The following is an 18,723-nucleotide window of genomic DNA, read 5'->3' as shown; positions in this document are numbered from 1 at the left end:
CGAGAGCATAGGAAGCCGGCGCCGGACGTGTCAACGCCAAAGCCGCCCGAGCGCGTGGCCGCCGCTGCCTCCGCGCGGGCCGGGCCCCGGGTAGGAGACGTCGAACCGCCGACGGTAGTACGCGCGGGAGGCCAGCGCTGCGGCGACCAGCAGCGCGAGCGGATACGCGGAGCGCGCGACCATCGCCACGGCGAACGCCGCGACCGCGACTTGGTTCGCCGCCACGCGGTCGCGGCGCGCGCCCGTGCGGTGGGCGCGCACGAGAAGCGGGGTCGAGAGCAGCGCGCCCGCCGCCCCGGGCACGTCGTGCGCCGCGACCCCGACGGCCGCCGCGACCGTCACGAGCGCGAGCGCGAGCGCGCTGGCCCCGCGCTCTCCCAGAGCGACGGCCGTCGTCCGCAGCGAGGACGCGCCGTCGCCCTCCCGGTCCGGGATCGTCGTGGAGGCGATGATGCCCGCAACGGCGACGGCGTAGCAGAGGGCGGGACGGGCGACCTCGATGCCGAGCGGCCGCGCCACGGACCAGCCCGCCGCCGTCGCAAGCGCCCCGAAGCCGATCCCGTTCCAGATGAGATCGAGCGGGAACTTCGCCTTGGCGTGGACGGGCGGGAGCGAGTACGTGACGCCGAGAAGCATGCTCAGCGCCGCGGCGACCCTGAACGACCACGGGAGCCACAGCGACACGACCGCCGCGAGCGCCCACAGCGCCCCGAGCTCAATCCAGACGTGCGAGAGGGGCACAAGCCCGTCGGAGACCAGGAAGAGCTTCCTGTTCGCCCGGTCGCTCTGACGGTCGCTGACCTGGTTGAGGAGGTACCCGCCCGCAAGCGCGGCGGAAAGAGCGAGGAAGCCGAGGAGCGCGCCTGGCGTCAGGTCGAACGGGGAAGCGCCTCGCGGTCCCGCAGGCGTCATGGCCCGCGCCAGCCCGAAGCCCCCGAAGTAGAAGACCCACAGGGGAACGAGCGCCGCAGGCCGCGCAAGGAAGATGTGGTCCAGCGCCCGGGCGGCCCAGGCGGGCTCAGCGCGCTCTGCGGGCATGTCTCTTCGCCCCGTCACGGCTCGGGCCGCTTCGGCCGCGACCGGTGTGTCCGAACCCGCCGGCATCCCTCGCGGTAGCCTCAAGCCCGGCGCGTTCGACCCATGACGCGCGAACGACCGGCACGATCACCAGCTGTGCGATCCGGTCGCCCCGCTCGACGGCGAAGGGCCGATCTCCGATGTTGGCCAGGATGACGCCGACCTCGCCGCGGTAATCCGCGTCCACGGTCCCAGGTCCGTTCGCCACGATGACGCCGTGCCTGAGCGCCAGCCCGCTCCGGGCGCGCACCTGGCCCTCGTAGCCGCTCGGGACAGCCACGGCGAGACCGGTCGGTATGAGTCGGATCGTGCCCGGCCTGATGGTCACCCGCCGGGGCACCGCGGCGCAGAGGTCCGCGCCCGACGCCCCGGGGGTCATGTACTGCGGGACTGGGATGTCCGCGGCGTGTCCGAGTCTCGCGACCGGCACCCGCACACGCCGGCGCGCCACGTCCCTCGGCCGGGGCGCCTTGGCGCGTTCGGATCGGCGCGCGGCCATCGGCTAGTGCCGCCGGCCGCCGCCCGGTCGCCGCGGCCTCTGGCCGTCGCGGCCGTGCGGCCGCCCACCCGAGCTTCCGCCCTCTCGACCCGAGCCTCCGCCCTGGTCGCCTCGGCTCCGATGCGGCTCCGCGCCGGGCGGCAGCTCCTTCGGTACCGGGAGCAGCGCCCTGCGGGAGAGCCGGACCTTGCCGTTGTCGTCGATGCCGACGACCTTCACGCGCACGGTCTCCCCGAGCTTGAGGACGTCCTCGACCGCGCGAACGCGGTGATGCTCGAGCTCCGAGATGTGGACCAGGCCGTCGCGGCCGGGGAGGAACTCCACGAACGCCCCGAAGTCCGTGATGCTCCTGACCGCGCCCTCGTACTCCTCGCCCACGACCGGGTCCTTCGTCATGAGCTCGATCGTCTGCCTCGCGTCGAACACGCCGTCGTCGGACGGACCGGAGATCTTGACGATGCCCTCGTCGTCGATGTCGATCGTGGTCCCGGTGCGCTCCTGCAGCTTGCGGATCACGCGGCCGCCTGGGCCGATGACCTCACCGATCTTGTCCTGCGGCACCCTGATCATCACGATGCGGGGCGCGTACGTCGAGAGATTCGGCCGCGCCGACGCGAGCGACGAGTCCATCGCATCGAGGATGTGGAGTCTCGCGCGTCGCGCGTTCGTCAGCGCCTCGCTGAGCAGGGCCGCGGGGATGGCGCCGATCTTCGAGTCCAGCTGGAACGCCGTGATCCCCTGCCGCGTTCCCGCGACCTTGAAGTCCATGTCGCCCAGATGGTCCTCGAGCCCCAGAATGTCCGTCAGCGTGACCCAGCGGTCGCCGTCCTTCACGAGTCCCATCGCCACGCCCGCGACGGCCGTCTTGATCGGCACGCCGGCGTCCATGAGCGCGAGCGATCCCGCGCACACCGTCGCCATGCTCGACGAACCGTTGGACTCGAGGATGTCCGACACGAGACGGATCGTGTAGGGGAACACCTCCTCGGGCGGGATGACCGCCTGGAGCGCGCGCTCCGCCAGCGCTCCATGGCCGATCTCCCTTCTCCCCGGGCTCCGGATCGGCTTGACCTCGCCGACCGAGAACGGGGGGAAGTTGTAGTGGAGCATGTAGCTCTTCCAGGACTCGCCCTCGAGCGCGTCGACCTTCTGCTCGTCGCTGCTCGAGCCGAGCGTCGTCACGGCCAGCGCCTGCGTCTCGCCTCGCGTGAAGATCGCCGACCCGTGGGCCCGTGGCAGCACGCCGGTCTCGATGGTGATCGCCCTGACGTCGTCCGGCCCGCGCCCGTCGGCCCGCCGCCGCTCGTCGAGGATGAGCCTGCGAACCTCCTCCTTCTCGATCGCGGCCAGCGCCGCGACGATCTCCCCCGCCTGTTCCGGCGTCGCCGCGTCGGCTCCGGCGAGCGCCTCGTCCCGTATCGCGTCCAGGGCCGCTCCTCGCTCGAGCTTCCCTGCGATTCTCACGGACGCACGCACGCGCTCGCGCAGACCCTCCACGAGCTCCTTCACGGCCCCGCCGGGCCCGGGCAGACCGGGCAGATCGAAACGGGAGACGCTGCCCTCCGGAACCAGTCTTCGGACGAGTCCGATCACGTTCCTGATCTCGCCGCCGGCGATCTCGAGCGCCCGCTGCATCTCCTCTTCCGAGATCTCGCTTGCGCCGCCCTCGACCATCACGACCGCGTCCTCGGTGCCCGCGACAACGAGGTTCAGTCGGCTGCCTTCGAGCTCCGCGAAGGTCGGGTTCACGATGAAGCGGCCCTCCACGAGGCCGATCCGCACCGCACCCAGCGGGCCGTCGAAGGGCACCCCCGAGAGCTCGAGCGCCGCGCCCGCCGCGATCATCCCCAGCGTGTCGGAGTCGTTGTCCCCGTCGGCCGAGAGCACGTTGACGATGATCTGCACCTCGCGCCGGAGGTGCTGCGGCAGAAGCGATCTGATCGGGCGGTCAATGAGCCTCGAGCTCAGGACTTCCTTCGTCTGCGGCCTGCCCTCACGCTTGAAGAAGCCGCCCGGGATCTTCCCGGCGGCGTAGAACTTCTCCCTGTACTCCACCGACAGGGGCAGGAAGTCCCTGTTCGTGTCCGTCCTCGTGTAGGCCGCCGTCGCCAGGACCATCGTGTCGGCGTACCGGATCAGCACCGACCCCGGGGCCTGCTTGGCAAGTCTGCCGGTCTCCATGCTGAGCCGTCGTCCGGCCCACTCCATCTCAACCTGTCTGTGCATCCATTCCTCCATGGCGCCCGGGTTCTCAGAAGAAAGCCCTCCCGGTTGCTCGCGGGAGGGCCAGCAAGACCGCGCGCCGCACTGTGCCAGGCGCTATCTGCGCAATCCCAGTTCCTTCAACACCTGCTTGTAGCCGTCGGGCTTCTGGTCCTTCAGGTAGTTCAGCAGCCGACGCCTCTTGCCCACCATCTTGAGCAGACCGAGCCTCGAGTGATTGTCCTTCTTGTGAAGCTCGAAGTGCTTGGAGAGGGTCTCGATGCGCTCGGTCAGAAGCGCGATCTGAACCTCCGCCGAGCCCGTGTCACCGGCGTGCGTCTCGAAACGCTTGACGATCTCCTTCTTCTTTTCCTTCGTGAGCGACACTGTCCGATTCCTCCGTTCGCCGCGCGCACGCTCGATGCGCATTCCGAATGTGGCGAAGCTAGCACAGGCCCCGTGGCCTGTCAAAGGCAAAAACGGCGCCGGCTCAGGAGGTCCCGGCCGAACCTGCCGGGGCCTTCAGGTTCTCAGCGACGTCTCTCGCGATCTGGTTCGCCAGCTCCTCGGCGCTCCGGAAGGCCCTGTCTTCACGGACGAAGGCCAGCACCTCCACCTCGAGTTCACCTCCATAGGGCAGGCCGTCCCAGCCGGGCACGTGCACCTCGATGCGCCGCTCTCCGGTTCCGAGCGTCGGCCTCCGCCCCACGTACAGGAGCGCGCCCGCCCGCCGCTCGTCGCGCACGCGCGCGCGGTACACCCCGTCGTGAGGGACCAGCTTCTCGCACGGCGGCTCGAGGTTCGCCGTCGGGAAGCCCAGGGCCGACCCGACGCCCTCCCCCCGCGCCACACGGCCCTTCAGTCGGTACGGGCGGCCCAGCATCGCCGCGGCCTCCTCCGGGCGCTTCGTCCAGAGCGCGTCCCGGACCCTCGAGCTCGAGATCGGAACCCCGTCGCGGCGGACCGCCGCCACGACCTCAAGGGTGCACCCCATCTCTCCGGTGATCGCGGTCAACCCGGCGACGTCGCAGGCCCGGCCGCTCCCCATCCGAAAGTCGTACCCGAGCACGAGGTGCGCCAACCGCCCGCGCGAGAGCGCCGACAGGAAGTCGCGCCCCGACATCGCCGCCACGGACGCGTCGAACGGGTGCACCACCATCGCGTCGAGCTCCGCCTCTGCCACCAGGCCGGCCTTCTCCTCAGACGGGGTGAGGACGAACGCCGCACCCGGCGCGCCGACCACGGTGAGCGGGTGCGGCTCGAAGGTCACGAGGACGGCCGGCGTCCCGCGCCGCCGCGCCGCCGAGAGGAGCTCCGCCGCCACAGCCGCGTGCCCCAGGTGGAAGCCGTCGAAGTTGCCGACGGTGGCCGAGAGCGCTCCCGGCACGACGGCGTTCAGCTCCTCGAACGACCGGACCACTCGCATGCGGAGCGCCCCCTCAGACCTCCTCGAACACGCGGATCGGGTGGATCGCAGCATCCCCCGGCCCACCGTGCGGCGCGGCGTCCACGCGCCCGACGGCAAGCAGCTCCGCGCCGTTGCGCGTGACGCGGACGTGGCCCCCGGGCGCCGCCTGGACCCTCTCCGGCGACACCCGGATGCTCCCTCCGGTCGCGAGCAGCGCGGCCTCGTTGCCGTCGACCGTCAGCGAGGGCAGGTCTGCCAGCGCGTCGAACATGGAGCATCCAAAGACCGCCACGTCCCTTCCCAGGGCCTCGACGTCTCCCAGCGCCAGCGCGGCGTCCATCGTGAACCGCCCGATCCGGCGCCGCTCGAGCTCCCCAAGACACGCGCCGCAGCCGAGAACCTCGCCCACGTCGGCCGCAAGCGTCCGCACGTACGTGCCCTTCGAGCACACGACCTCGAACTCAACGTCCGGAGGATCGAACGCAAGAAGCCCCAGACGTCTCACGAGCACCGACCGCGGCGCCCGCTCGACGGTGATGCCCTTGCGGGCGAGCGCGTAGAGCGGCGTCCCCTGGTGCTTGAGCGCCGAGACCATCGGCGGGACCTGCTGGATGTGCCCGGTGAACCCCTCGAAGGCCCGCTCCACGCGCTCGCGGGTCACCCCGTCGCATGGGCGCTCCTCGAGCACGCGGCCCGTCAGGTCCTGCGTGTCCGTGATCCGACCGAGCAGCATGTGCCCGCGGTACTCCTTCTCGGCATCGGCCAGGAACTGCGCGAGCCGTGTCGCGCGGCCAACGAGCACGAGGAGAAGACCCGTGGCCGAGGGGTCGAGCGTTCCGGCGTGTCCCACCCTGCGCTCCCGCGACGAGCGCCTGATCCGCTCCACGACGTCGTGCGACGTCAGCCCCGGCGGCTTCCTGATCACCAGCACGCGGTCCACCCGGCCTCCGATGCGCGCGCAAGGCGGCGCCGCGCGGCGGACGATCGCCCGCGGCGAGACGACGCGCAGAGAACGCCCGGCGCCGCCCCCCCCGTCACGCGGCCCCGCGCTCCGAGCCCCCGTCCGGGGCGTCCGAGCTTCGATCGCGCTCTTCCTCGTGGATCTGCTTAAGGACTCCGTCGATGCGCAGGTAGTTCTCTGCGGACTCGTCGAGCCCGAACGTGATCTCCGGCGCGACCCTGAGATCGAGGCAGCGGGCGAGGTGGCCTCGGATGAACCTGCGGGCCTGTCGCAGCACCTTCAGCGCGAGGTCCTTCTCGGTCGAACTCCCTAGCACGCTCACGAAGATCTTCGCGTAGCGCAGGTCCTCGGAGACATCCACGCGGGTCACCGTGACCATCATGGCCAGTCGCGGATCTCTCATCCTCCGGGAGAGGACGTCACCCATCTCCCGTTGGATCGCCTCGGCGGCGCGCAGGGCTCGCTTCCGGTCCATGACCCGCTCCGCACTGTGGTCCCGCGCCGCGCTACGCCAGGCGCTGCTCGCGCTCGATGACCTCGACCCGCGGATCGGACTCCACCAGCCTCGCGACGCCCGCGAGGACCTCGTCGACGACGCGGCCGTCGGCCGCAACAGCCGCGATGCCGATCGCCGCGCTCTGCCAGAGGTCCTGCTCGCCCACCTCGGCGACCGAGACGTTGAAGCGCGATCTGATCCTGTCCTTCAGGCTCCGCACGACGCTCCGGCGGGCCTTGAGCGAGTTGCTCTGCCCGATGAAGAGGCGCAGTCTCAACGCACCCACGACCATCGGGAGATCCCTCGCAGCTAGCGCCCGGACGCCGCGCTCAGCTTCCGAGCGACCTCCTCGATGTCGTAGGTCTCGATGAGGTCGTTCGCCTGCACGTCGCCGAGGCCCTCCATGCCGATGCCGCACTCGAAGCCGGTCTGCACCTCGCGCGCATCATCCTTGAAGCGCCTGAGCGAGTCGATCGTCCCCTCGTACACCACCATCTCGTCACGGATCACGCGCGCTCGGGACCCGCGCTTCACCGATCCCGAGAGGACGTAGCAGCCGGCCACGAGCCCTCTGTTCGGGATGCGGAAGACCTCGCGCACCTCCGCCCTGCCGACCGGAACCTCGCGACGCTCCGGCTCCAGGAGGCCCTCCATCGCCGCGCGGATGTCCTCGACCACCTCGTAGATCACCTTGTAGAGCCTGATCTCCACGCGCTCGCGCTTCGCGAGTTCCCTCACCCGCGGCGCTGCGCTGATGTGGAACCCGACGATGATCGCGTTGGACGCCGCGGCCAGCAGCACGTCCGTCTCGGTGACGGCGCCGACCGCCTTGCGGATGACGACGACCTTGACCTCGGGCGTCGACAGCTTCTCGAGCGCGTCCGCGAGCGCCCCCACCGAGCCGTCCACGTCGCCCTTGATGATGATCCCCAGCTCCTTGACGGCGCCGACGGCGATCTGCTTGTGGAGGTCCTCCAGCGTCACCCGATGCTCGAATCGCGTCTGCCGCTCCCACTGCTGCTGGCGGCGCTTCGCGCTGATGTCGCGGGCAAGGCGCTCGTCCGAGACGACCGCCAGCACGTCGCCGGCCTGCGGGACGCCCGTGAGACCGGACACCCGGACGGGCGTCGACGGGCCCGCCGTTTCCAGGGAGACGCCGCGGTCGCTGTACAGCGCCCGCACCTTGCCGTCGGCCAGCCCGACGACGAACGGGTCGCCCACCCTGAGCGTGCCCGCCTCGATGAGAACGGTCGTGACGACGCCCCGCCCCCTCTCCTTCTCCACCTCGATGACGACGCCTCGCGCCGGGCCATCTGGCGTGGACCGAAGCTCGAGGAGCTCCGACTGCAGCACGACCATGTCCAGGAGCTTGTCCACTCCGAGTCCGCTCTTCGCCGACGTCTCGACCGCCACCGTGCCACCGCCCCACTCCTCCACCGTGAGCCCCGCGTTGGCGAGCTCGGTCTTGACCTTGTCGGGATTCGCCGCCGGGAGGTCGATCTTGTTGACGGCCACGATCACGGGGACGCCCGCGGCCTTCGCGTGGTCGATCGCCTCGAGCGTCTGGGGCATCACCCCCTCCGTGGCGGCGACGACGAGCACGACGACGTCGGTGACCTGCGCGCCCCTCGCGCGCATGGCGGTGAAGGCCTCATGACCCGGCGTGTCGAGGAACGTGATGCCCTTTCCGCCGTGCGAGACCTCGTACGCGCCGATGTGCTGCGTGATGCCGCCGGCCTCGCCCGCCACGACGTTCGTCCGCCGGATGTAGTCGAGGAGCAGCGTCTTGCCGTGATCCACGTGTCCCATCACCGCCACCACGGGCGCGCGCGGCACCAGCTCCGCCGCCACGACCGCCTTCTCGAGCGCGTCCTCGAGGATGTCCTCGCCGTACTCGTGGATGAACTCGACGTCCGCGTCGAACTCGTCGGCGAGCAGGAGGATCGTGTCTTCGTCCAGCCTCTGGTTGATCGTGACGAGAAGCCCCAGGTCCATGCACTTCTTGATGACGTCGTTCGCCGGAACACCGAGCCGCTCAGCGAACTCCGCGACCGAGGAGAACTCTGGGATCGGGATCCTCTCCTCCACGGTCCCCTCGACGTCCTCTCCCTCGTCGCGATCCCTCCTGTGCCTTCGCCTCCCTCTCTGGTCCAGCGTCCCGGCGAGCGTCCGTCGCACCGTGTCCTCGACGCTCTTCTGGTCGATCCGCGGTCTTCTGCGGCGCTTCTTCTTCGCGAGGGCCTCGGCCGCTTCGCGCGCCGCCAGCGTCGCCCTCAGGGCGTCCGCTCCCACGGGCCCCGGTCCGGCCGGGGGGGGAGGCTCCACCGAGCGTTGCGCCCCCTTCCTCTTCTCGGGCGCCGCCGGCTGCGCGGCCGCCCCCTCACGGGGCGCGGCCGCCGGTCGTTCGATCCGCTTCACGACCGGGATGCCGCCGACCGGGAGCACCGGCTTGACGTACCTGGGAACGACCGGTGTGGGTGCAGACTTCGCCGTGGCCGTCGGGGTCCGTGCGGGAGGGGGCTCATGGGCAGGAGGCTCCTTGGCTCCTCCGGGGGGCGGGGCCGGAGCCGTCGCACGCGCCGCGCCCGAAGCCGGGGCCGCCGCCTTCTCCTTCACCGCCCGCTTGAGCTTCTTGGCGTACTCCCGCTTCAGCGCTTCCTTTTCCTTCTCGAACTCGGCCCGGGCCCTCTCGATCTCGTCGTCCTCGATCGTGTTCATGTGGCTCGCCGCGTCAACGCCGAGCTTCTTGAGCATGCCGACGAGGGCCTCGCTCGAGATGCGGAACTCCTTGGCCACCTGATAGATGCGCTTCTTCGTCACCCGCAACCTCCATCGCTCGACCCGAACGGGCGCTCGGCGTGCGCTACCGCTCCTCAGGCTGGGCTTCGCCCTCCGTCGCGGCGGCTTCGCCCTGCTCCACTGCGCCTTCGTCGCTGGCGTCGGCGGGCGCAGCGTCGTCGCCCTCCTCCGCGCCCTCCTCGGGCTCTTCCCCTTCGGCGTCCGCCTCGCCCGGCTCCGACGGCTCCGCGTCGTAGCGCGGCTCCTGAGCCTCAGCGCGGCGCATCGCCTCAGCGCGGGCACGCTCCTCCATCTCGCGGAGCATCTCCTGCTTCTCCTCCTCGAGAACCTCGAGGACCGCGGCGACCGAAATGGATATCTTCTCCGCGGTCTTCTCGCCGACACCCGGCACCTTGAGGAGGTCCTCGGTCGTCACGCCGTCCAGGTCCCTGACGTAACGATAGCCCGCCACGGCGAGCGCCGCCGCCAACTTGGGGCCCACGCCGGGCAGCTCTCCAACGCCGACGCGCTGCGCGAGGCCGATCTCGAGGTCCCTGGCATGCTCCGTCTCGCCGACGATGTCGATCTTCCACCCGGTCAGCTTCGCGGCCAGTCGAGCGTTCTGCCCGCCCTTGCCGATCGCGAGAGAGAGCTGGTCGTCCGGCACGATCACGCGCACGGAGTGCTCCGCGTCGTTGAGGATGGCCTTCGAGACCTTGGCCGGGTTGAGGGCCCTCGACACGAGCACGGACGGGTCGGAGCTCCACGGCACGATGTCGATCTTCTCTCCGGAGAGCTCGCGGACGATCGTCTGGATCCGGGAGCCCTTGACGCCGACGCACGCGCCGACCGGATCGACGCGCTCGTCGTGCGACGCAACGGCGACCTTGGAGCGGCCGCCGGCCTCCCGCGCGATCGCCATGATCTCGACGACCGAGTCGTAGATCTCGGGCACCTCCATCCGGAAGAGCTTCTTGAGGAAGTTGGGCTGCGTTCGCGACAGGATGATCTGGGGCCCCTTGGTCGTCTTCTCCACGGACAGGAGGTAGGCGCGCACCCTGTCTCCCTGGCGGTATCGCTCCCGACGGATCTGCTCCCTCGCCGGCAGCAGCGCCTCGGTCCGCCCAAGGTTCACGACGATCCCGCCTCGCTCGATCTGCTGCACGTCACCGGTCACGATCTCGCCGATCCGGTCCTGGTACTCGTCGTAGATCTGCTCGCGCTCCGCCTCGCGGACGCGCTGCACGACGATCTGCTTGGCGGCCTGCACGGCGTTGCGCCCGAACTCGTCGAAGGGCACCTCGACCCTGACGGTGTCCCCCACCGTGGCGCTCGGATCGATCTCGCGCGCTTCGTCGAGCTCGATTTCCATGACGTCGTCGTCCGTCTCTTCCACGACGGCCTTCTTGAGGTAGACCCCCAGCGTGTCGTGTTTGTCGTCGACGACCACCTCGACACCGGCCTCGAGCCCGTACTTCTTCCGCGCAGCCGAGAGAAGCCCGGCCTCGAGCGCCTCCATGAGAAGCGCCTGGTCCAGCTGCTTCTCCCTCGCCATCCTCCTCAGAGCCTCCAGGACACCCGTGTTCATGAACCGCACCCTCGTGATGGAGCGTCCCGAACCGCTTCGGGACGCGGTTTCTCCTCGCCGACGAGCCTTGCGCGGGAAATGCCGCCGAGCGGCACGACGACGTCCTCGGCCTCCCCGCGCGGCCTCACGCGCACGCCGTCGGGGCCCACGCCGACGATCGTCCCCTGGACGACGGACCTGCCGCCCACAGGCTCGCGCAAGACCATGCGGACCTCCCGCCCGGCGAAGTGCAGGTACTCCCGCTCGGTCCGAAGCTCCCTGTCGGTTCCCGGCGAGCTTACCTCCAGGGCGTACCGCTCGTCGATGCCCGACGCCCCGTCGAGCACGTAGCCGAGCTCGCGGCTCACCGCCGCGCAGTCCTCGATCCCGATGCCACGGGGGTGGTCGATGATGAACCGCAGCACCCGCCGGCCGTGCTCGGGCCGGTCCTCGACGGCGACGAGGCAGTACCCCATGCCCTCGACGGTGCCGCGGGCAAGCTCGAAGAGCCTCTCCTCGTCCTTGGCCATGGCTCTCCCCCCCGGGGCCCAATACCGAGAAAGTGGGCTCCCGCCCACTTCCCGACGACCAAGCTAGCACGAGGGCCGGTTTCCGGCAAGGGCAAAGTTGGGAGGACGCATGGCCCCCTGCGGGCCCGCTCAGAGGCTAGTGGGTCAGCCGGACCAGCACGCGCCCGACCTCGGTGAGGCTGCGCGGGCTGCACTTGTCCGGCGTATCCGCGAGAGTGTGCCAGAACTCGTACTCCGCATCGATGACGAGCACGGCCGGGAGCCCGGCCCTGAGGAGCGGGATGTGGTCGTCGAACATGGCCCGCCCCCGCCGGTCCTCGAAGGCGAGGGAGCCGGCCCGCCGCGCCGCAGCCCAGACGGTCGCCACCGCCTCGGGAGCGCCGGCCAGAGAGTTGGGCTCCACGGGAATGGAGAGGTCCGCGTCGCCGACCATGTCTACGACGACCGCGAGGCGCGGGCAGTAGTCGCCGAGGCGGGCCGCGTAGTGCGTCGACCCGAGGCACCACCCCGCAAGCCCGCCGGCCCCTCCGCCGTCCTCCCCGTCGAAGAACACCAGATCGACGCCGACCTTCGGCGGCCGTTCGCTCATGAGCGTCGCGAGCTCCAGCAACACGGCCGTTCCGGAGGCGCCGTCGTTCGCCCCGGGGATCGGCGTTCCCCGCCGCGCGGGGTCCGGGTCGAGGTCTGCCACCGGCCGCGTGTCCCAGTGCGTCGCGAACAGGACCCGTTCCCGGGCCGCCGGTCTGAACGACGCGATGACGTTCGCGAAACCCACCTCACGCCCGCGGGAGACGGCGGTGAACCGCTGGACCGCCACCTCGTCGGCGAGCCCCTCGAGCGTCTCGATGAGCCAGCGCTCCGCCTCAGCGTGGCCGGCGCTGCCCGGCGCGCGCGGCCCCATCGCGCACTGGCGCTCCAGGAAGCGGAACGCGCGCTCCCCGTCGAACTGCGGCCGCCCGCACCCCGTCAGCGTGGCCGCCCACGCCGCCGCGAGCGCGACGGCGACCAGACGGCCGCCGCGCCTTCGGCGCGCGCAACGCCGCCGGGTCTCGCGTGCTCGGGTCATCCGCATCAGAACTTGAACTCGGCCGTCAGGTGCACCCCTATGGTCCTCCGCGTCTGATCGCGCTTCTCGTCGCGGCTCTGAGAGAAGGTGATCTGAAGCCCCCCGGACACGCTCCTGGAGAAGCTGTAGGTCGCGTCCCCGGCGATCGAGAAGTCCTTGACCGAGGAGGTCGGGGCCGCCAGCACGAGCCCGGCCTCATCCATGGCCGTCCGCGACACCCTCGCCGACGTCTTGAGCGTGAGCGAGCAGTCCAGATTGCTCTGGAACTTCAGCTTCTCCCCGAAGAACGGCAGCCTGAGACCCTGCGGCGCGGAGAACCGGTACTTGAGGGCGAGGCTTGTGGAGCTCGCCTCGTCCTCGGTGACGGACCCGACTCCGCGCAGGCTGTAGTTCCTCGAGCGCCTGCGCTCCCACGACAGGTTCCCCGAAAGCCCGTTCTTGAACGTGGTCTCGATCGAGACGAGCGGCGCAAGGGCGAGCCCATCGCCTCTCGTCGTCGGCTCGTTTTCGGGCCCCGAGTACGATGACTTGAACTCGACGCCGCTGCGCGCGCGAACGGTCGTGAACACCGTCTTGAGCGGACCGATCCTCTCGATGCCCCCCCACGACAGCGTCGCCTTGCGGGTCTGGGTCACACCCTCGGTCGCCGACAGGAGGTTCACCGAGTCGGCAACGGTGTTCCTGTACCATCGCCCGGTCACGGAACGCTTGTAGTCGGCCTTGAGACGGATGTCCTGCGTGAGCTTCGCCCCGGTCCCCAGGTCGAGAGACCGCTCCTCGGTGCGGTCATCCGCTCCCTCGCCGGGCAAGAGGCCCAGGCGATACTGCCACCCGGGCACTCGGTCCGGCGGCACGCGGTCGAATCGCGAGCTCCACCGCACCGTGTGCCTGCCCTCGATGGCGTCCATGTTGCGCACGAACGCCAGCACGGGGTCGAGGAGTCTCCGCAGATCGGGCCCCGCTTCCTCTTCCTGCCTCTGCTCAGGAGTCGGCTGCTCCGGAGCCGGCTCTTCCGGAGGGGTCTCCTCGTCCGGTCGCTCCTCGCCTTCGGGCCTCGGAGGGCCGCCCCGCTCCCCGCGGCCGGCCGCCTCCCTTCCCGGCTCCGGGCGGGGCGGGTGAGGCGCGCCGACGCCGAAGATCTTCTTCAGGTCGAAGCTGGCCGAGATCTGCTGGGTCGTCTGCGCGCGCAGGTCGTGGACCCCCCACGGGTCTCCCGCGCGCTGGACCTCCGGTCCGTGGTTGTCGGTGTACGTGGAGCTGAAGCTGTATTGAGGTGAAAGCCAGGCGCCGAACTTCGGGTTGAAGCTCAGGCTGTTGCTGTACTGCCGCTGCGTCTCCGTCCCGATGTTCACGCCCGCCCACGGCCGGCTCTGCAGGGCAAGATCGCGCCGCGCGGTCACGGAATGCGACGTGGAGAGGTTGTCGAGCAGCTGGAAGTCAACGCCCGCGTCCGCGTCGAGCTTCTTGTCGTGCGTGTCGGCTCTGAGCGTCTGCGACCCCGAGCGCGTGACGTCATAGCTCAGACTCCTGGACACCTGCGACTCGACGCCGAAGCGGAAGCTCGTGGGCTTGAGGAAGAGCTTCGTGCTCCGATAGAGCGTCATCCCCGTCCGCTCAGGCGAGTACCGGTAGGCCAACCGTCCGCGAAGTGCCCCCGTCGTGTCGATCCGCGTCGGAGCCCGGCGCTCGGTGGCGGCCGCCGAGGCACGGAGCGACAGACCGTCCATGAGGAGATGAGTCCAGAAGTCCGGCGACTGCCGCTTCCTGGAGAAGGACACGGCGACGCTGCGCTCCGCGCTCTCCGTGCGCTCGCGGTCGCTGTCCTCCGCGCCCAACACGATGTCGGACCCGGTCGAGAAGCGCGGACGGGACACCGAACGCCTCCACACGACGTTGACCGGCACCGCGATGCCGAGTGCGCTCACGAAGCGGTCCGCGTTCACCGTACCGGTGACGTTGTAGCTCGCGTTGTCCTGCCCGCTCCCCCTCGTCTGCTTGATCGAATGGAAGTCGCGATCCACGAAGCGGGCGTCGACGTTGAGCTCGGCGAGATCCGCCATCCTCACGTTGACCGTCGCGCGCTCCGCGAAGCCGATCTCCTTGCGGACGTTCGTGAGCCTGATGTCGTCCACCCAGATCTCGCCCGACACGTCCCTGCTCAGCGAGTCGGCCCACGCGTTCCGCACCCCCACCATGAGCCTGCGCACCCTGGACAGCGACGGCCACCCCACCCGCCTGAACGTCTCGCGCTTCACCGAGGTCGTGTCTCCAAGGACCTCAGCCGCGTCCGCCGTGTCGAACGGAGGGAGCTTGAGATCGCTGAAGGAGGTCAGCGGCACGATCAGGCTGTTCGAGAGCGAGCCGAACCGCTGCCGCCACCCCGGGCTCACCTCGAAGCTGTACTCGTAGTAGTTGACCGTGTCGGCGCCGATGCGGACGAAGAACACCGATCCCGGGTCGATCCCCGCGCTCCCGTGGACGAACAGCTCAAGGGACTCGTACCCCGTGTAGTCATCGTCGGAGTAGTACACCTTCCGCGCGGCGCCGCTGAAGCCGGACTCGATGTTCTCGTAGAGGAGAACGAGCGACTGCTCGCGCTCGGGGATCCCGGTCTCCTCGTTGATCTCGACGGCGAACGGCGGGTAGTAGTCCGCGTTCTCCTTGGTGTTCTTCGCGGTGACCCGGAAGCTCATGTTCCCCATCTGGGCTTCGGGAACGACCGCACCCGTCGAGTCCCGGATGCCGTCGGCCTCCCACTGGCTTCCCACGATGTCCATGGAACCGATCATGAGCGGGAGGCCGCCCTGCCTGAGCCCGGTGAGCCACACGCGCGCCGACTTCACCGCAACCCAGTCGGCCATCCCGTTCACCGGGACGGCCCTGTCCAGCGGCACCCGGTAGAGCCGCCAGTGGTTGCCGCTCACGAGGTCGCCGTTGTCCTGCACTACGTACGTGGGATCCGACAGGTCGATCTCGATCTCCCAGTACCTGCTCTCGGTGTCCAGGTACCAGTTCCCGTTCAGGTCCTCGGTGTCCAGCCGCTCGTTCCGCTCCGTCCCGTTGATCTTCGAGTAGTCGCTGGTTCCGTACGTGTACTCGTAGTCGTCATCGCCGTCGTCCCCGGGCACGTTCTGCCCGTCCACGCCGACGACGCGGTCGAGCCCCGTGTCCTCGCTCGCGTCGAAGCCGTTCTGGTCCACGTCCTCCGAGTCCAGAGTGCCGTTCGGCGCGAGGAGCGGATAGAAGTCCTCGCTCACCGTCCCCAGGTCGATGAGGAGCTTCCCCTCGCGGTACCCGTTGTCGTGCACCCACACCTCGATGAACTCGTCGCGCGAGTAGTCCATCCCCGTCTTGGAGAGAAGGCGCATGAGGCCGGCCCACGAGGACGACGGGGCCGCGGCGTCGTAGTCGATCTCGAGGACCGTGCGGATGTCGTTGGCCTCCTGTCCCGTGAGCTCCGGGTGCAGGTCTCCCTCGCGCACCTTGCGGTCGGGGTTGTACCAGCTGATGCGCATGCGGTCTTCGGCGGCGACGCCGGTCGCGGCGGGAACGCTCGCCCACGTCCACAGCCGCCTGGTCACGCCGAGCATGTTGACGTTCTTCACGCCCTCCATGTCGTCGATCGTGACGAACCCCTTGGTGTTGGGGTCCGGCACGCACACGGCGGCCTCGGCCGAGACCGTCACCTTCGACGGCGCGTCCGTGCTCACGAGCGGGACGGCGTCCGCGATCCGCGTGAGGACGCCGGGCGCGAACGTCGCCGTCAGGTTGACGTCTCCGAGCACCGTCCTCGACGGCTCCTCGCCCAGCCGCGGCCGGTCCTCGGGCGCACCCTTGCTCTGGTACATCCACGTCGTGCCCAGCTTGACGTTCTCGCTCCAGTTGTACAAGCCGCGCACGCCCAGCAGGGTCTTCTCTCCGCCGATCCCGAACGGCTGGTAGTCGAAGTCGACCGTGACCCTCGCGTCGGGTTGCTTCGCCTCCTCGGATAGCAGCGTGAGCTGGCCCGCCGGGTAGTAGATGGTGTAGTCGACGCCGCGGGTGAGCGCCACGCCGTTGAGCCTGACCACCTCGCTGTTCTCGATGATGTTCATCTGCCCGAGGTAGAAGGTCGTGCGCGGGCGGTCGTACTTCACGACGAGGAAGTAGACGTCGTCGCCCGGCAGGAAGACCTCCCGCGAGTAGACGGCGCAGTTCTTCGGGTCGAGTTCGTCCGCCGTGTAGATGGGATCCGGCCCGCCGCCCGGAGCGTAGTAGAAGTCCGTCGCGTCATACTCGGGACAGAAGGGTGTGAAGTGGGGGAAGAAGAGATGCCCTTTCTCGAAGTCGATCCACTCGCGGTCAACGACGCCGTCGGGGTCGCCGCCTCCGCCCGGGCCGTGCGTGTCGAGCCCCAGGATCCGCACGTACGGAACGCCGTCCTGGTTGTCGAGGATCTCCCCCGACGGCGTGCGCTTCCGGATCTCGAGCGCGAACCCGTCCTCGGGGATGTTGGTCGCGCCCAGGTCGTAGACGTTCTTGAGCTCGTGGAGCCTCACCGGCTCCCACGGCGTGCCGGCGACGCGGTCGTCCTTCTTGATGAGCTTGATCCTGAGCGTGTCGCCGTCGTGTCCCCCGACGGCGCCTCCGTCCAGCCTGACGTACGACACGGCGAGCACGTGGTTCGCGTTGACCGGGCTCAGGAACTCGAGGATGCCGCTTCCGTAGTCCACGAGGTAGTCCTGCAGCTCGACGAGCTCGTCGAACATGCCTCGCTGGCTCGGTCCGGTCGGCGGCGGGACGGAGCCTGCCGGCGCCGTCAGATAGGCGCGGCCCGGCGACGCGCCGGTGGTCAGGTCGTTGGCGCCGTTGCGGTCGTCCACGTAGACGCGGACGCTGCGCAGACCCACGTTCGCGTACTTGAGCACGTCGGAGTCGATGGCGTAGTACGTTCTGGCCTTGTAGGCGATGTCCTTGATCGTCAGCGAGTCGGCCTCGGAGGTCCCCGCGAAGCTGGCGCCGGCGGACTTGCCCTCCGCCTTGCTCGCAATGCCCACGACGTCGAGCTTGCCCAGCTTCGCGGTCATCTTCGCTCCGAAGAGACCCTCCTGGGACCCGCTGTAGCTCACGAACTCGGCGCCGGGCAGGGAGAGGTTCACCTCCCCGAGCTCGATCGTCTGAAGGACCTCGTCCTCCTCGCCCTCGTACCGCACGCGGATCTGGTTCGCCTTGCCCGTGCCGTAGGACGTCCCACCGCTCCTGTGGTCAACGTAGACGTGGATCTTGTCTCCGATGGTGCCTTCGAGGTTCACGGTGAGCTGCTGCTGCATGTCGAGCTGCGGCCACTTCGAGGGAGGCCCCGACTCCTGGTCGAGCGCGTCAACGAGGTAGCTCGTCCTGCCGCCGAACGTGATGCGTTCGCTTCCGCGGACCTTGAGATTGGCGCCCGCGCCGATCGCGCGAACGATGGGCTCGGGCAACGGCATGGGGATGTCGATGTCGAGAAGGCCGCGCGACGACCTGGCGGACTGCTCCTTGAGCTTCCGGGTGACCGTGGACCCCCACGCGTCCCGCGCGCTCACGCCGCGGATCGCCCTCTCGTACTCCGGCAGCGGCGCCGCGTAGCTCGTGAACGACGCGGCGGTTCCGGCGCGGGTGACGATGGCCGCGCGCCCTGCGAGGTCAACGGCGAGGCGCCGCTCGAACGGAGCGCCCGAAGGGGCCGCCGAGGGAAGCGCCGTCCAGCCGGGGGAAAGCCCTCGTCGGATCGAAGCCGGTCCCACCGACCACGGTCTGAAGAACTGGAAAGGCACCTTGACGGGGACTCCCCTGCCCGCCCAGGGCCGCATCTCGGGCCGGACGGAGGTCTCCACCGGCTCGGCAGGCGCCTCGCTCACCGTGTCCGGAGCCGCTGGAAGGAAGGGACCCTGGTCAAGCTCTTGAGGCAGGAGGAAGAGGCTATCCACCGCAGCCGTCTGGGCTGCCGGGAGCTCCGGATCAGCGGCCTCGCCGTGCGCCGTCACGCGCGGCGGCGCAAGGGCGGCCGACAGCGCGAGCAGCACCAGCGTCACGGCGCGCCTGAGTCCCATGTGTCTGCTCCGTCTCCGTGGGCACCCAGGAGGACCCGGCGGGCCATGAAGAGGACCGCGGCCGGAGTGGC

At 69.8% G+C, this 18,723-nt stretch carries 13 protein-coding genes; all 13 read right to left on the bottom strand.

Features of this window, described 5'->3' with window-relative positions:
• Window positions 1-30: 30 nt before the first annotated feature.
• The 13 genes from FJY74_01025 to sprA all read right to left on the bottom strand — a co-directional run bounded on the left by FJY74_01025 (window position 31) and on the right by sprA (window position 18,652).
• Window positions 31-1,038, bottom strand: coding sequence for a UbiA family prenyltransferase (locus tag FJY74_01025; protein MBM3306901.1), 1,008 nt, complete (start codon window positions 1,036-1,038; stop codon window positions 31-33).
• Entirely contained in the window at window positions 1,019-1,576 is a 558-nt protein-coding gene (dut, locus tag FJY74_01020; protein ID MBM3306900.1) for a dUTP diphosphatase, read from the bottom strand. Before dut ends, FJY74_01025 begins: the two co-directional genes overlap by 20 nt.
• Window positions 1,577-1,579: 3 nt before the next feature.
• Window positions 1,580-3,802: a polyribonucleotide nucleotidyltransferase gene (locus tag FJY74_01015; protein MBM3306899.1), complete on the bottom strand. Its 2,223-nt coding sequence runs from the start codon at window positions 3,800-3,802 to the stop codon at window positions 1,580-1,582.
• Between the two features lie 93 nt (window positions 3,803-3,895).
• Window positions 3,896-4,165 (bottom strand): 30S ribosomal protein S15, encoded by a 270-nt coding sequence (gene rpsO, locus FJY74_01010; GenBank protein MBM3306898.1) that lies wholly within the window; start codon window positions 4,163-4,165, stop codon window positions 3,896-3,898.
• Between the two features lie 103 nt (window positions 4,166-4,268).
• Window positions 4,269-5,204, bottom strand: coding sequence for a riboflavin biosynthesis protein RibF (gene ribF / locus FJY74_01005; GenBank protein ID MBM3306897.1), 936 nt, complete (start codon window positions 5,202-5,204; stop codon window positions 4,269-4,271).
• Window positions 5,205-5,217: 13 nt separating this feature from the next.
• Complete coding sequence (gene truB / locus FJY74_01000; GenBank protein ID MBM3306896.1) at window positions 5,218-6,126, bottom strand: tRNA pseudouridine(55) synthase TruB; 909 nt, start codon at window positions 6,124-6,126, stop codon at window positions 5,218-5,220.
• A gap of 94 nt (window positions 6,127-6,220) precedes the next feature.
• Complete coding sequence (gene rbfA / locus FJY74_00995) at window positions 6,221-6,622, bottom strand: 30S ribosome-binding factor RbfA (protein MBM3306895.1); 402 nt, start codon at window positions 6,620-6,622, stop codon at window positions 6,221-6,223.
• Window positions 6,623-6,653: 31 nt separating this feature from the next.
• Window positions 6,654-6,935, bottom strand: a complete 282-nt coding sequence (locus tag FJY74_00990; GenBank protein ID MBM3306894.1) for a DUF503 domain-containing protein — start codon at window positions 6,933-6,935, stop codon at window positions 6,654-6,656.
• Window positions 6,936-6,952: 17 nt separating this feature from the next.
• The gene (gene infB / locus FJY74_00985) at window positions 6,953-9,463 is read right to left on the bottom strand and encodes a translation initiation factor IF-2 (protein ID MBM3306893.1); all 2,511 of its coding nucleotides are present in this window, start codon (window positions 9,461-9,463) and stop codon (window positions 6,953-6,955) included.
• A 43-nt stretch (window positions 9,464-9,506) separates the two neighbouring features.
• Window positions 9,507-11,009 carry a transcription termination/antitermination protein NusA gene (gene nusA, locus FJY74_00980; GenBank protein MBM3306892.1) on the bottom strand — a complete coding sequence of 501 codons (1,503 nt, stop codon included), beginning with the start codon at window positions 11,007-11,009 and terminating at the stop codon, window positions 9,507-9,509.
• Complete coding sequence (locus FJY74_00975) at window positions 11,006-11,518, bottom strand: ribosome maturation factor RimP (protein ID MBM3306891.1); 513 nt, start codon at window positions 11,516-11,518, stop codon at window positions 11,006-11,008. The genes nusA and FJY74_00975 overlap by 4 nt, the downstream gene beginning before the upstream one ends.
• Before the next feature lie 136 nt (window positions 11,519-11,654).
• A complete protein-coding gene (locus FJY74_00970; protein MBM3306890.1) occupies window positions 11,655-12,584 on the bottom strand; it encodes a M28 family peptidase in 930 nt (309 codons plus the stop codon).
• Between the two features lie 5 nt (window positions 12,585-12,589).
• Window positions 12,590-18,652: a cell surface protein SprA gene (gene sprA, locus FJY74_00965; protein MBM3306889.1), complete on the bottom strand. Its 6,063-nt coding sequence runs from the start codon at window positions 18,650-18,652 to the stop codon at window positions 12,590-12,592.
• Window positions 18,653-18,723 lie beyond the last annotated feature (71 nt).

Origin of the sequence: Candidatus Effluviviaceae Genus I sp. (assembly GCA_016867725.1) — a bacterium.
GTDB lineage: Bacteria > Joyebacterota > Joyebacteria > Joyebacterales > Joyebacteraceae > VGIX01.
Note: the sequence above shows the minus strand (reverse complement) of the source record. Positions and strands in the feature narration are given on the sequence as shown.